The organism is Streptomyces sp. NPDC101132 (assembly GCF_044759225.1).
In the GTDB taxonomy this organism is placed as follows: Bacteria; Actinomycetota; Actinomycetes; order Streptomycetales; family Streptomycetaceae; genus Streptomyces.
In genome coordinates, this window is record NZ_JBIVYX010000025.1 from 14,260 (window position 1) to 27,701 (window position 13,442).

10 protein-coding genes are annotated in these 13,442 nt (G+C 71.7%); 5 read left to right on the forward strand and 5 right to left on the reverse strand.

Going from position 1 to position 13,442, the window contains the following annotated elements:
- Nucleotide 1: 1 nt before the first annotated feature.
- Nucleotides 2-409 carry a VOC family protein gene (locus tag ACIQUR_RS34555; RefSeq protein WP_403673236.1) on the reverse strand — a complete coding sequence of 136 codons (408 nt, stop codon included), beginning with the start codon at nt 407-409 and terminating at the stop codon, nt 2-4.
- Nucleotides 410-576: 167 nt separating this feature from the next.
- Entirely contained in the window at nt 577-1,032 is a 456-nt protein-coding gene (locus tag ACIQUR_RS34560; RefSeq protein WP_403673238.1) for a group III truncated hemoglobin, read from the reverse strand.
- A gap of 288 nt (nt 1,033-1,320) precedes the next feature.
- Between ACIQUR_RS34560 and ACIQUR_RS34565 the strand changes: the two genes are divergently transcribed.
- On the forward strand, nt 1,321-2,481 hold the full coding sequence (locus tag ACIQUR_RS34565; RefSeq protein ID WP_403673240.1) for an alkaline phosphatase PhoX: 1,161 nt from the start codon (nt 1,321-1,323) through the stop codon (nt 2,479-2,481).
- Between the two features lie 98 nt (nt 2,482-2,579).
- Here ACIQUR_RS34565 and ACIQUR_RS34570 read toward each other — a convergent pair whose 3' ends face one another.
- The 3 genes from ACIQUR_RS34570 to dusB form a co-directional block, all read right to left on the reverse strand.
- A complete protein-coding gene (locus ACIQUR_RS34570; RefSeq protein WP_399958155.1) occupies nt 2,580-3,566 on the reverse strand; it encodes an ArsR/SmtB family transcription factor in 987 nt (328 codons plus the stop codon).
- 555 nt (nt 3,567-4,121) lie between these two features.
- Entirely contained in the window at nt 4,122-6,833 is a 2,712-nt protein-coding gene (gene ppdK / locus ACIQUR_RS34575; protein ID WP_403673242.1) for a pyruvate, phosphate dikinase, read from the reverse strand.
- Nucleotides 6,834-7,187: 354 nt separating this feature from the next.
- Nucleotides 7,188-8,456, reverse strand: a complete 1,269-nt coding sequence (gene dusB / locus ACIQUR_RS34580) for a tRNA dihydrouridine synthase DusB (protein ID WP_403673244.1) — start codon at nt 8,454-8,456, stop codon at nt 7,188-7,190.
- A 52-nt stretch (nt 8,457-8,508) separates the two neighbouring features.
- On the opposite strand from dusB, the gene ACIQUR_RS34585 reads away from it, so the two are divergent.
- The 4 genes from ACIQUR_RS34585 (at nt 8,509) to ACIQUR_RS34600 (ending at nt 13,317) form a co-directional block, all read left to right on the forward strand.
- Complete coding sequence (locus tag ACIQUR_RS34585) at nt 8,509-10,125, forward strand: MFS transporter (protein ID WP_403673246.1); 1,617 nt, start codon at nt 8,509-8,511, stop codon at nt 10,123-10,125.
- Nucleotides 10,126-10,819: 694 nt separating this feature from the next.
- Nucleotides 10,820-11,848 (forward strand): aldo/keto reductase, encoded by a 1,029-nt coding sequence (locus ACIQUR_RS34590; RefSeq protein WP_403673248.1) that lies wholly within the window; start codon nt 10,820-10,822, stop codon nt 11,846-11,848.
- A 21-nt stretch (nt 11,849-11,869) separates the two neighbouring features.
- Nucleotides 11,870-12,463, forward strand: a complete 594-nt coding sequence (locus ACIQUR_RS34595; protein ID WP_403673250.1) for a TetR family transcriptional regulator — start codon at nt 11,870-11,872, stop codon at nt 12,461-12,463.
- A gap of 128 nt (nt 12,464-12,591) precedes the next feature.
- A complete protein-coding gene (locus tag ACIQUR_RS34600; protein WP_403673252.1) occupies nt 12,592-13,317 on the forward strand; it encodes a VC0807 family protein in 726 nt (241 codons plus the stop codon).
- Nucleotides 13,318-13,442: the final 125 nt, after the last annotated feature.

Below are 13,442 nucleotides of genomic sequence, written 5' to 3' on the forward strand. Positions count from 1 at the left end.
CTCAGCCCTCGATGGCGGCCGGGTCCATCCAGACGTACTCCCAGACGTGGTGGTCCAGGTCCTCGAAGGAGCGGCCGTACATGAAGCCCATGTCCATGGCGGGCCGCGGCTCGGTGGCGCCGGCGGCGAGGGCGGCCTCGACCACCTCGTCGACCTTCTCGCGGCTCTCGGCGCTGAGGGCGACCATCACCTCGGTGGTCCGGGAGGCGTCGGCGACCGGCTTGGTGGCGAACTCCTTGAACTTCTCCTCGGTCAGCAGCATGGCGAAGATCGTGTCGCTGATGACCAGGGAGGCCGCCGTCTCGTCGGTGAACTGCGGGTTGAAGGAGTAGCCGAGCTTCTCCCAGAAGGCCTTGGCGGCGTCCAGGTCCTTGACCGGCAGGTTGACGAAGATCATGGTGGCGGACATCGGCCGTCTCTTCTCTCTCGGTGTTCCCGTCCCGCCGCCCTCGTGGGCGGCGGTTACAGAGAGGTAGACCGGGAGCCGTCCCGGAACTCATCGCTCGCCGGTGATTTTTCCCGGAAATTTCTTCGCGACGGCGTCACCGCAGGTCAGCTGGGGTGTGAGGGGCCGAGTCAGGCCGCGGAACGGAGCTCCAGGGCGGCCAGGGGGATGAAGCCGCGGTTCACCTCGCCCGCCAGGGAGGCCCCGGGGCCGGCGAGGCGCCCGTGCAGGGCGAGGGCGATCCGCTCCCCTTGCGCCTTGGCCCGCTCGGCGTTCGGTCCCCGGTGCAGCCCGTCGACGGTGGCGTGCCAGAGCTGCACCCAGCGGCCGAAGTCGGCGGCGGTCATGCCGCGCACCGAGTGCAGGGCGGCGTGCGGGGCGAAGGCGTTGCGCCGGTAGTCGGCGGTACGGAAGAGGGCCCGCTCCCAGAAGTCGGTGATCCGGGGCAGGTGCACGCCCAGATCGGTGCCGGCGATCTCCGTGAAGAAGGGGCCGATCCGGGGGTCCGCGAAGGCCGCGGTGTAGAAGCGGCGCAGCAGGCGGTCGAGGTCCGCCCGGCCGGCGATGTCGGCGCGGTGGTGGTTCATGCCTCCAGATTCCCCTTCGCCCCGCGCCCGGCCCAGGGTCCAAGGTCCCGGGCCGGCACGCCCCTCCGGCCGTGCCGGGGGGCTGGGGGCGTGCGCCGGGAGCGTGCCGGGAGGGGCGGGCGCCCTGCGGGCGCGGCCGGCTCCGTCGGCCCGCCGTCCGTTGGGCGCCGGTCGCCCCCGGGACACCCGGCGTTGACGCCACGTCAATTCCGCAGGCCTAGGTTCCTCGGCGCGCGACCCCGTGGCCGTCCCGGGCCGCGGGGCGCCCCCTCCCCACCAGGAGTGACCGTGGAACGTCGTACCTTCCTGCGCGGCGCCGTCATCGGCTCCTCGGCCGCCGCCTTCGGCGGCACGCTCATGCGCGGCGCGGCCTACGCCGCGCCCGCCCAGCCCGGCCCCGGCCCCTACGGGGCCCTGAACGCGGCCGACGCCAACGGGATCATGCTGCCCAGCGGCTTCACCAGCCGCGTGATCGCCCGCTCCGGCCAGACCGTCGGCGGCACCTCGTACACCTGGCACAGCGCTCCCGACGGCGGTGCGTGCTTCGCCGACGGCTCGGGCTGGATCTACGTGTCCAACTCCGAGATCAACCCGTCCGGCGGGGCGAGCGCGGTCCGCTTCAACTCCTCGGGCACGGTCACCTCCGCGTACCGGATCCTCTCCGGCACCCGGCAGAACTGTGCGGGTGGCAAGACCCCGTGGAACACCTGGCTGTCCTGTGAGGAGGTCAGCCTCGGCTTCGTCTACGAGACCGATCCCTTCGGCGTCAACGCGGCCGTGCAGCGTCCCGCGATGGGCAGGTTCAAGCACGAGGCGGCCGCGGCCGACCCGGTGCGGCAGGTGGTCTACCTGACCGAGGACGAGACGAACGGCTGCTTCTACCGCTTCGTCCCGAACACCTGGGGCAACCTCTCCGCCGGCACCCTCCAGGTCATGGTGGCCGGCTCGGGCACGTCCGGCTCCTTCACCTGGCAGAACGTGCCGGACCCGGACGGCTCGCCGACCGCCACCCGCAGCCAGGTGTCCGGCGCCAAGAAGTTCAACGGCGGCGAGGGCTGCCACTACGCCAACGACACCGTCTGGTTCACCACCAAGGGCGACAACCGGGTCTGGCAGCTGAACCTGGCGAGCAGCACCTACGAGCTGGCCTACGACGACTCGCTGGTGGCCGGCGGCGGCGCCCCGCTGACCGGCGTCGACAACGTCACGGGCTCGTTGTTCGGCGACCTGTACGTCGCGGAGGACGGCGGCACCATGGAGATCTGCGTGATCACCCCGGACGACGTGGTGGCGCCGTTCCTGCGGATCACCGGCCAGGCCTCCTCCGAGATAACCGGACCGGCCTTCTCTCCCGCGGGCAACCGCCTGTACTTCTCCAGCCAGCGCGGTACGAGCGGCAGCTCGTCCGGCGGCATCACGTACGAGGTGACGGGTCCCTTCCGCACCTGACCGGTGGACGGACGTGGCCCCGGCCGGACTCCCCCGGCCGGGGCCACGCCCTTGTGCCGCCCCGCCCCGGCCCGTGGTTGCCGTGGGCGGGCCGGCGCTCAGGAGGCCACGGCCCCGCCCTTGAGGAGGGCCGCGCCCAGCGGGGTGACCGTGTGCAGGACGGCGTTCCCGTGCCGGAGCGTGGTCACCAGCCCGGCCTCGCGCATCACGCAGGCGTGCTGGCTCGCCGAGGCGAGCGACACCCCGGCGCGGCGGGCCAGTTCGCTCGTGGTGGCCCCGTCGCCGATGGCCTGGAGGACCACGGACCGCGTGTGGCCCACCAGCTTGCCCAGGGTGCGATGGGTGCCCGGGTCCGCCCCGCGCGGGGTGGCGGCCGAACTCAGCTGCGCGGCGGCCGGGTAGACCAGCACCGGGGGCAGCTCCGGATCCGCCAGGGTCACCGCCGTACGCCGGCAGAAGAACGACGGCTGGAGCAGCAGCCCGCGCCCGCGCAGGTGGACGTCCCGGTCGACGGGGTAGTCGCACTCCAGCACCGGCGAGCGCCAGCGCAGCATCGGCGGCAGGGAGGACAGCAGTTCGTCCGCCCCTCCGTCGAGCAGCGCCCGGCCCCGGGCCGCCCGCTCGGCCTCGATCTGGGCCTGGATGTGCGTCCAGTACGGCTCGACCGCGACCCGGTGGTACGCCCGCAGCTCGGTGACCAGCCGGCCCAGCTGCTCGGTGCCGCCCTCGGCGAGCTCCCGCAGCCGCGGCACCATCGGGGCCCCGGCGCCGACCTGCACCAGCTCTCGGCGCAGGCGGGAGGCGCGGGTGCCGCGGAGCGCGTCGAGGCCCAGGTCCACGCCGTACCGGCCCTCGGCGGGCGTCAGAAAGTCCGGGAAATAGCCCCGGATCGGTATCAGCGCACCCAGCAGGCGTGTTTCACCATTCAACCGGGTACGAGTTTCCGTACGCCATTCACCGAACAGGCGGGCATCACGCCGGTCTCTTAAGCGATGAAAACTAAGAATCGTTTCCCACAACGCATCGGGTCTCCCCGCCATCCTCACCCGTGCCAGGTCCACTCCAGTGAAATGGATACGCAGCACTGAACCCCCACACTGTGCAACCGCAATCCCCCCGCCCCACGAGTATGCACACCGTCACGCGACGTCACCACGCCCTTTCGGCCACAGTTGAAACCCCTTTCGGCGAGGGCGTGACAAGCGAAATGCTGTACTCCGCCGGGCACACTCCGGGGCGACCGGAAACGCTCCGCGAAGGCCGTGGGGGGCTTTGCGGGGCCTGGCGGTCGGTCGCACCGGGAAGCGCCGACGTGTCCGGCTGATTGACAGGAGGCGGCGGGCGGGTGGGGATCCGCCCGCCGCCTGCTGGTTGAATTCCGCATCTTTTTGGATATGCCGGATATGGCGCACCCCGATATCGCGTTTCCCGCCTCCGGGCATGCCGGAACCGCCCTCCGCTCGATGAGGGTCGGGTGAGCGGGGGACGGTTCCGTGGGCGGCCTGCCCGTCCCGTCTGGTCAGGGATGACAGGACGGGTGGCCGGGGACGGGTGGTTCGTGCCACCCGCCCGGGCCGGCGGTTCGCGCCACCGGCCCGTTGGGGGCGGCCGGGCGGCCCGTGGGCGGCCCGGCCGCGGTCTCAGCGGCTGTCGCTGCCCTGGGCCTCCGCGGCGGCCCGGCCGGCCTCCAGGCGCGCCACCGGGATCCGGAAGGGCGAGCAGGAGACGTAGTCGAGGCCGGCCTCGTGGAAGAAGTGCACCGACTCCGGGTCGCCGCCGTGCTCGCCGCAGACGCCGAGCTTCAGGTCGGGGCGGGTCGCGCGGCCTTCCTTGACCGCGTGGCGCACCAGGGCGCCCACGCCGTCCCGGTCGATGGTCTCGAAGGGCGAGACCCCGAAGATGCCCTTCTCCAGGTAGGCGGTGAAGAAGCTGGCCTCGACGTCGTCGCGGGAGAAGCCCCACACGGTCTGGGTCAGGTCGTTCGTGCCGAAGGAGAAGAACTGCGCGGCCTCGGCGATCTGGCCGGCGGTCAGGGCGGCGCGGGGCAGCTCGATCATCGTGCCGATGGAGAGCCTGAGCTCGGTGCCGGTGGCGGCCTCGACCTCGGCGATGATCGCGTCGGCCTCCTCGCGGACGATCTCCAGCTCCTGGACGGTGCCCACGAGCGGGATCATGATCTCGGCGCGCGGGTCGCCCTTGGCGTCCTTGCGGATGGCCGCGGCCTCGGCGATCGCGCGGACCTGCATGGCGAACAGGCCGGGGATGACCAGGCCGAGGCGGACGCCGCGCAGACCCAGCATCGGGTTCTGCTCGTGCAGCTTGTGCACGGCCTGGAGCAGGCGCAGGTCGTTCTCGTTGTGGTCCTTGCGGGCCTCGGCGAGGGCGACGCGCACCGACAGCTCGGTGATGTCGGGCAGGAACTCGTGCAGCGGCGGGTCGAGCAGGCGGACGGTGACGGGCAGGCCGTCCATCGCCTCGAACAGCTCGACGAAGTCCTTCTTCTGGAGCGGCAGGAGGGCACTGAGTGCCTCCTCGCGCTCGGACTCGGTGTCCGCGAGGATCAGGCGCTCGACCATCTCGCGGCGCTCGCCGAGGAACATGTGCTCGGTGCGGCACAGGCCGATGCCCTGGGCGCCGAAGCGGCGGGCGCGCAGCGCGTCCTCGGCGTTGTCGGCGTTGGCGCGGACGCGCAGGCGGCGCACCCGGTCGGCGTACGCCATGATCCGGTGGACGGCCTGGACGAGCTCGTCGGCGTCGTCGGCGCCGGCGTGCATGCGGCCCTCGAAGTACTCGACGACCGGGGAGGGTACGACGGGTACCTCGCCCAGGTAGACCTTGCCGGTGGAGCCGTCGATGGAGACGACGTCGCCCTCCTCGATGACCTGTCCGGCGGACGTGGTCAGGCGGCGGCGCTTGGTGTCGACGTCCAGCTCCTCGGCGCCGCAGACACAGGTCTTGCCCATGCCGCGGGCGACGACGGCGGCGTGCGAGGTCTTGCCGCCGCGGGAGGTCAGGATGCCCTCGGAGGCGATCATGCCGTCGAGGTCGTCCGGGTTGGTCTCGCGGCGGATCAGGATGACCTTCTCGCCGGAGCGGGACCACTTGACGGCCGTGTAGGAGTCGAAGACGGCCTTGCCGACGGCCGCGCCCGGGGAGGCGGCGATGCCGCGGCCGAGCAGCTCGACCTTCGCGCTCTCGTCGAAGCGGGGGAACATCAGCTGGGCCAGCTGGTGGCCGGTCACGCGCTGGAGGGCCTCGGCCTCGTCGATCAGGCCCTGGTCCACGAGCTGGGTGGCGATGCGGAAGGCGGCACCGGCGGTGCGCTTGCCGACGCGGGTCTGGAGCATCCACAGCTGGCCGCGCTCGATGGTGAACTCGATGTCGCACAGGTCCTTGTAGTGCGTCTCGAGCGTCTCCATGATGCCCATGAGCTGGTCGTACGACTTCTTGTCGATCTGCTCCAGGTCGGCGAGCGGCACGGTGTTGCGGATGCCCGCGACGACGTCCTCGCCCTGCGCGTTCTGGAGGTAGTCGCCGTAGACGCCCTGGTGGCCGCTGGCGGGGTCGCGGGTGAAGGCGACGCCGGTGCCGGAGTCGGGGCCGAGGTTGCCGAAGACCATGGAGCAGACGTTGACGGCGGTGCCGAGGTCGCCCGGGATGCGCTCCTGGCGGCGGTACAGCTTGGCGCGGTCGGTGTTCCACGAGTCGAAGACGGCGCGGACGGCGAGGTCCATCTGCTCGCGCGGGTCCTGCGGGAACTCGCGGCCCGCCTCCTTGGCGACGATCTTCTTGAAGGTCTTGACGATCTTCTTGAGGTCGGCGGCGTCGAGGTCGGTGTCGACCGTGATCTTCTTCGCGGCCTTGGCCTCCTCAAGGGCCTCCTCGAAGAGCTCGCCGTCGACACCCAGGACGGTCTTGCCGAACATCTGGATCAGGCGGCGGTACGAGTCCCAGGCGAAGCGCTCGTTGTCGGCCTGGGCGGCGAGACCGGTGACGGACTCGTCGGAGAGGCCGATGTTGAGGACCGTGTCCATCATGCCGGGCATGGAGAACTTGGCGCCGGACCGGACGGAGACCAGCAGCGGGTCGTCGGACTGGCCGAGCTTCTTGCCCATCTTCTGCTCGAGCGCCTCCAGGTGGGCGCTGACCTCGGCCTGCAGCGCGGCCGGGGCCTCGCCGCTCTCGAGGTAGACCTTGCAGGCCTCGGTGGTGATGGTGAAGCCGGGAGGGACCGGGAGACCCAGGTTGGTCATCTCGGCGAGGTTGGCACCCTTGCCGCCGAGAAGGTCCTTGAGGTCGCGGTTGCCCTCGGTGAAGTCGTAGACGAACTTCTGATCTTTGTTTTCCGACACGGGTCTCGACTCCTCGAGGACTCGGTGGCTGCCCTGACGGCGAGGAACATACCCAGATCGAAGGCATTGCGGTACGTCCACTTGGCCGTCGTACGGCTTCAACCACCCGTCCGCCAGCAGATCGAAAGTAACTCAACGGTAGCCAGAAGCTCCCCCGAGCCTTCAGATCCCAAAGGGAAAAGCGTCAGATGTGGCTCCAGAGTGCTCACATGAGCGATGATCGATAACTTTGCCTTCAACTCTTGAACGAACAAAGGGTGGCACCCAGTGCCACCCTTTGAGAAGTGCAGTCGATGGTTCCGCGCTCATCTGAGCGCAACCCCACCCATGCGTGGCGCATATCACGCCGTCCGTTCAGCCTCCGGACGTGTCCAGTTCGGCTTCCTCACCCACTCCGGCGCAGTCGTATGGATCCTTGAGCCAGCCGTCGGGAAGGACAACTCGGTTGTTTCCGGACGTCCGGCCGCGGGGACCGTCCGCACCCTCGGGCCAGGGCTGGTCCAGATCAAGCTCGCTCAGATGAGCGTCCAGCTCGGCCAGGGAGGAGATGACCGCGAGCTTCTTGCGCATCTCGGAGCCGACCGCGAAACCCTTGAGGTACCAGGCCACGTGCTTACGGAAGTCGATCACTCCGCGGGCCTCGTCGCCGATCCACTCGCCCAGCAGGGTGGCGTGCCGCAGCATGACCCGCGCGACCTCGCGCATGCCGGGCCGCGCCAGGTCGTCCGTACGGCCCTCGAAGGCCGCGACCAGGTCCCCGAACAGCCACGGACGGCCCAGACAGCCCCGCCCGACGACCACGCCGTCACAGCCGGTCTCCCGGACCATGCGCAGGGCGTCCTCGGCGCACCAGATGTCGCCGTTGCCCAGCACGGGGATCTCCGGCACGTGCTCCTTGAGCCGCGCGATGGCCTCCCAGTCGGCGGTGCCGCCGTAGTGCTGCGCGGTGGTGCGGCCGTGCAGGGCGATGGCCGTCACGCCCTCCTCGACCGCGATGCGGCCGGCGTCGAGGTAGGTGAGGTGGTCGTCGTCGATGCCCTTGCGCATCTTCATCGTCACGGGGAGGTCCCCGGCGTTGCCGACGGCCTCCTTGAGGATGGCGCGCAGCAGGTTCCGCTTGTACGGCAGCGCCGAGCCGCCACCCTTGCGGGTGACCTTGGGGACGGGGCAGCCGAAGTTCAGGTCGATGTGGTCGGCCCGGTCCTCGTCCACGATCATGCGGACCGCCTTGCCGACGGTGACCGGGTCCACCCCGTACAGCTGGATCGAGCGGGGCTTCTCGCTCTCGTCGAAGTGGATCAGCTGCATGGTCTTGTCGTTGCGCTCGACCAGGGCGCGGGTCGTGATCATCTCGCTCACGAACAGGCCCTTGCCGCCGCTGAACTCGCGGCAGAGCGTCCGGAACGGGGCGTTGGTGATCCCGGCCATGGGCGCGAGCACCACCGGCGGCTGGACGGTGTGCGGGCCGATGGAGAGGGTGGGGGCGGCCGGGGCGGTGGCCTGCGCGGACGCGGCGGGGGCCGGGGCGGTGGCCTGCGCGGACGCGGCGGCCGGGGTGGCTGCGGAGGCCTGCGCGGACGCGGCGGCCGGGGTGGCTGCGGGGGCCTGGTCGAGCGTGGTCATCCGCCCATTGTCCCTCACTCGGGTGTTGATTAGTTAGGCGTACTATTGAATCATGCGCGCCATGCCGTTCCCGCCCGTCTCGTCCGTCGCGCCCGAGCCCGGCCCGCGCAGACGGCTGCTGATCCTCGCGATCTGCTGCATGAGCCTGCTGATCGTCAGCCTCGACAACACCGTGCTGAACGTCGCCCTCCCCTCCATGCGGAGCGAACTCGGCGCCTCCGTCGCCGGGATGCAGTGGACCATCGACGCGTACACGCTGGTCCTGGCCTCCCTCCTGATGCTCGCCGGCTCGACCGCCGACCGGGTCGGCCGCCGCCGGGTCTTCGCCACCGGGCTGGTGCTCTTCACGACGGGGTCGCTGCTCTGTTCCCTGGCCCCGACCCTGGAGGCGCTGATCGCCTTCCGGATGCTCCAGGCCGTGGGCGGCTCGATGCTCAACCCCGTCGCCATGTCGATCATCACCAACACGTTCACCGACCCCCGGGAACGCGCCCGCGCGATCGGCGTCTGGGGCGGCGTGGTCGGCGTCTCGCTCGCCGCCGGGCCGGTGATCGGCGGCCTGCTGGTGGACAGCGTGGGCTGGCGCTCGATCTTCTGGCTGAACCTGCCGGTGGGACTGCTCGCGCTCGGGCTCACCCTCCGGTACGTGCCCGAGTCCCGGGCCCCGCGGCCCCGCCGCGCCGACCCGGTGGGCCAGGTGCTGGTGATGCTGCTGCTGGGCTCGCTGACGTACGGGATCATCGAGGCGCCGCACGCCCCGGCCTGGGTGCTGTGGACCTGCGGGACGGTCGCGACGCTGTCACTGGTGGGGCTGGTCAGGTACGAGCTCCGGCGCGCGGAGCCGCTGATCGACCCCCGCTTCTTCCGCAGCGCGCCGTTCAGCGGAGCCGTGGTCATCGCGGTGTGCGCGTTCGCGGGACTGAGCGGCTTCCTCTTCCTGAACACCCTCTACCTCCAGGACGTACGGGGCCTGTCGGCCCTCGAAGCCGGCCTGTACATGCTCCCGATGGCCGCCCTGACCTTCGTCTTCGCCCCGCTGTCGGGGCGCCTGGTGGGCACCCGGGGACCCCGCCTGCCGCTGCTGGTCGCCGGGGCGGCGATGGGGGCGAGCGGGCTGCTCTTCGCGGTGGGTTGGGCGGGTGGGGTTGGTGGAGTTGGTGGAGTCGGTGGAGTTGGTGGGGCGGGGTGGGTTGGTGGGGCGGGGTGGGTTGGTGGGGCTGGTGGGGCTGGTGCGGCTGGCGGGGCTGGTGCGGCTGGCGGGGTGGAGGGGTCGGATGCGGTGCTCTTCGCGTCGTACGTGCTGTTCGGGTTGGGTTTCGGGCTGGTCAACGCGCCAATCACCAACACCGCGGTCTCGGGCATGCCGCGCGCTCAGGCGGGCGTCGCGGCCGCCGTGGCCTCCACGAGCCGCCAGACGGGCGGCACGCTGGGGGTCGCGGTGATCGGCGCGGTCCTGGCCGGCGGCCTGGCCCAGGGCGCCGACTTCGTCGACGCCGCGCGGGTGGCGTGGTGGGTGATCACGGCCTGCGGTCTCGCCGTCCTGGTGGTGGGCGCGGCCACGACGGGCAGATGGGCGGCAGCGACCGCGGGGAGGGTGGGGAAGGCCGGCGGCGGCGAACTGCCGGAGGGCAGGAAGGGCGCCACCCGGGGCCCCGGCCTCAGGAGCTGAACGGAGAGCGGTCCACGCCCGGGCGGGATCGGGTGGGGTGGGGTGGGCGGCGGAGGCCGGCATCACCGGGGGCGGTGTCGGGGAGGTGGCGCTATCTGGGGCCGTCCGCCGACCGAGGGTTTCCGGGCCGGGGCACCCTGTCAAGGGCGCTCCTTCGTCGCGTCGCCTGCGGCGATTCCACTTCGTTCCACCCTTGACAGGCCACCCCGGCCCGGAAGGCAAAGACCTCGGCGGACAACCCCAGGAAAGACGCCCAGGGGGGACACCTCAGGCACTCCGGTACCAGGTGCGTGCCCCCGGCACCGGGGCCCGGCCCCGCCCCACGGGGCGGACGCACCACCGTCCGTAGGCCCCCCGCCCGTCTCAGCGACCGCCAGGCCGGCCGTGCCCCTTCATAAGCCGCCCACGATCGCTACGCGCTCCTCTCGTCTCGGCGACAGACGGCCGTCTTGGGCCGTGAAGGGCGGTGGGGTCGGAGATGACCCTTATCCAGTGGCCATTTCCCGCAATCGGCGGGCGAGAACAACCCGGCAGCCGCGCAGGAAGAGCAGCACGCGGCCCCACCGCGCCGCCTCACCCCCGAGACACCCTCAGGGCCCACCCCGATCCCCTCGCCCACCTCCACCCACCCCCTCCCCCCGCCCATCAACTGACAGATATTGAAATCTGTCATCGCTCATGCCAAACTCGTCTCATGACCTCCACGACCTCCTCCACCCCCACCACCCGCACCCTCGGTGCCACCGGTCCCCGCACCTTCCCCCTCGGGCTCGGCTGCATGGGGATGTCCGCGCTCTACGGTGAGAGCGACCGGGCCGAGTCGATCGCGACCATTCACGCGGCGCTCGAAGCCGGCGTCACCCTGCTCGACACCGGGGACTTCTACGGCATGGGGCACAACGAGCTGCTCATCAACGAAGCCCTCCGCACCGCCCCCGCGCACCTGCGCGACCAGGCGCTGACCAGCGTGAAGTTCGGTGCGCTGCGCACCGTCGAGGGTGGGTTCGCCGGGTACGACGGGCGGCCGGAGGCCGTCCGGAACTTCCTCGCCTACTCGCTCCAGCGCCTCGGCCGGGACCACATCGACGTCTACCGGATCGCGCGCGTCGATCCGGACGTGCCGATCGAGGAGACGGTCGGGGCCATCGCCGAGGCCGTCGAGGCCGGGCACGTGCGGCACATCGGGCTCTCCGAGGTCGGGGCGGAGACGATGCGCAGGGCCGCCGCCGTCGCTCCGATCGCGGACCTGCAGATCGAGTACTCGCTGATCTCCCGCGGCATCGAGAAGGAGATCCTGCCGACCGCCCGCGAGCTCGGGATCGGTGTCACGGCGTACGGCGTGCTGTCCCGGGGCCTGATCAGCGGCCACTTCACTCGGGACCGGGCGCTGGCGCCCGGCGACTTCCGTGGCATGAGCCCGCGCTTCCAGGGCGAGAACCTGCACCGGAACCTCGACCTGGTGGAGGCGCTGCGCGCGGTGGCGGCCGCCAAGGGCGTCACCGTGGCGCAGGCCGCTATCGCCTGGGTGCTCGCGCAGGGCGCGGACATCGTGCCGCTCGTCGGTGCGCGCCGGCGCGACCGGCTGGCCGAGGCGCTGGGTGCGCTGGAGGTCGAGCTGGGCCCGGCCGACCTGGCCGCGATCGAGGCGGCCGTCCCGGTGGGGGCCGCGGCGGGTGAGCGGTACCCGGCGGCGCAGATGGCCCACCTCGACAGCGAGCACTGACCGGGCGGTACGGTCGTAGTCATGCCACCCGCTGCCGCCGAGCCCCTGACCCCCGAGCGCATCCTCGAGACGACCGAGGAGGTGCTGCGACGCTACGGTCCCGCGAAGGCCACCGTGGTGGACGTGGCGCGTGCCCTGGGGGTCAGCCATGGCAGCGTGTACCGGCACTTCCCGTCGAAGGCGGCGCTGCGCGAGGCGGTGACGGACCGCTGGCTGGGCCGGACCGTGGGCCTGCTGGCGGAGATCGTCGAGGCGCCGGCGGAGCCGGCTCCGTCGAAGCTGGAGGCGTGGCTGGAGGCGTTGTTCGACGCCAAGCGCCACAAGGCCGGCGACGATCCCGAGCTGTTCGCGACGTACACGGTGCTGCTGGCGGAGAACAGCGGTGTCGTGGACGCGCACCTGGCCGAGCTGATCGCCCAGCTGACGCGGATCATCGGGGAGGGCGTCGAGGCGGGGACGCTGGCGGCGCCGGACGTGCCTGCCGCGGCGCGGGCGGTGTTCGATGCGACGGGGCGGTTCCACGACCCGCAGTACGCGGCGGAGTGGCGGTCCCCGTCGATCACGGCCGAGTTCGAGGCCGTGACGGCTCTGGTGATCCGCGGCCTGCGGGTCTGAGACGCCCGCTCCGGAGTCGACTCTTCCGGACACCTTGGTGATTATTTGGTGCTGGACGCCTGTTCTCTTGGCGTGATCCGCACCTAGGTTCCCCCCGACCACACTGTTCGCAGTCCTCAGGGGGAAGCATGTCCACGCAGCCCGCCGCGGCCGCCGCCACCGCAACCGGCGGCCGTCCGCAGCCGCCCGCCCGCTCGGGCGGGGCGGCGGCCCTCGGCTGGATCCTGACCATCGGCCTGAACGTCGTCGCGCCGATCCTCACGTACAACGCCCTCCGGGACCACGGCTGGAGCGAGTTCGGCGCGCTGCTCGCGAGCAGCGCCTGGCCGGTGCTCGACAGCGCGGTCATGGTGGCCTGGCGGCGGAAGGTGGACGAGTTCGCCCTCGTCACGCTGGTGTTCATCGTGATCACGGCGGTCGTCTCGCTGGTCGGCGCGCACACCGCCCGGGCGCTGCTGGTCAAGGACTCGGCGGTGACCGGCCTCTTCGGGGCGCTGTGTCTGGCGACGCTGCTCGCTCCGCGTCCGCTGATGTTCTACTTCGGCCGCAAGTTCGCCACCGACGGCACGCCGGAGAGCACGGCGTGGTGGAACGGCCTGTGGCAGTTCGAGGGGTTCCGCCGGACCATGACCGTGATGACCACGGTGTGGGGCGTGGCCTACCTGGCGGAGGCGGGGGTGCGGATCGTCCTCGCGTACGTGCTGAGCACGGACACGATGGTCGTCCTGAGCCCGGTGATGATCTACGGCGTGCTCGGCGCGCTCGGGGTGTGGACCGCGCTCTACGGCAAGCGGTCGGCGGCCGAGGGTGAGAGGCGCGCCGCGGCGGCCGCGGCCGCCTCGACCGGCGGCTGACACGGGAACGGCCGGGGGGGCGCGGGGGGGGGCCCCCCCCCCGGCCCCCCCCCGCCCCGGGGGGGGGGGGGGGCCGGCGGCCCCCCCCCCCCCGCGGGGCCGCCGGGCCCCCGGGGATGGGGCCG

Coding starts and splice junctions, on each gene's coding strand:
- ACIQUR_RS34560 (WP_403673238.1), bottom strand. CDS start 1,032: ATGAACCACCACCGCGCCGACATCGCCGGCCGGGCGGACCTCGACCGC.
- ACIQUR_RS34595 (WP_403673250.1), top strand. CDS start 11,870: ATGCCACCCGCTGCCGCCGAGCCCCTGACCCCCGAGCGCATCCTCGAG.
- dusB (WP_403673244.1), bottom strand. CDS start 8,456: ATGACCACGCTCGACCAGGCCCCCGCAGCCACCCCGGCCGCCGCGTCC.
- ACIQUR_RS34555 (WP_403673236.1), bottom strand. CDS start 409: ATGTCCGCCACCATGATCTTCGTCAACCTGCCGGTCAAGGACCTGGAC.
- ACIQUR_RS34585 (WP_403673246.1), top strand. CDS start 8,509: ATGCGCGCCATGCCGTTCCCGCCCGTCTCGTCCGTCGCGCCCGAGCCC.
- ACIQUR_RS34590 (WP_403673248.1), top strand. CDS start 10,820: ATGACCTCCACGACCTCCTCCACCCCCACCACCCGCACCCTCGGTGCC.
- ACIQUR_RS34600 (WP_403673252.1), top strand. CDS start 12,592: ATGTCCACGCAGCCCGCCGCGGCCGCCGCCACCGCAACCGGCGGCCGT.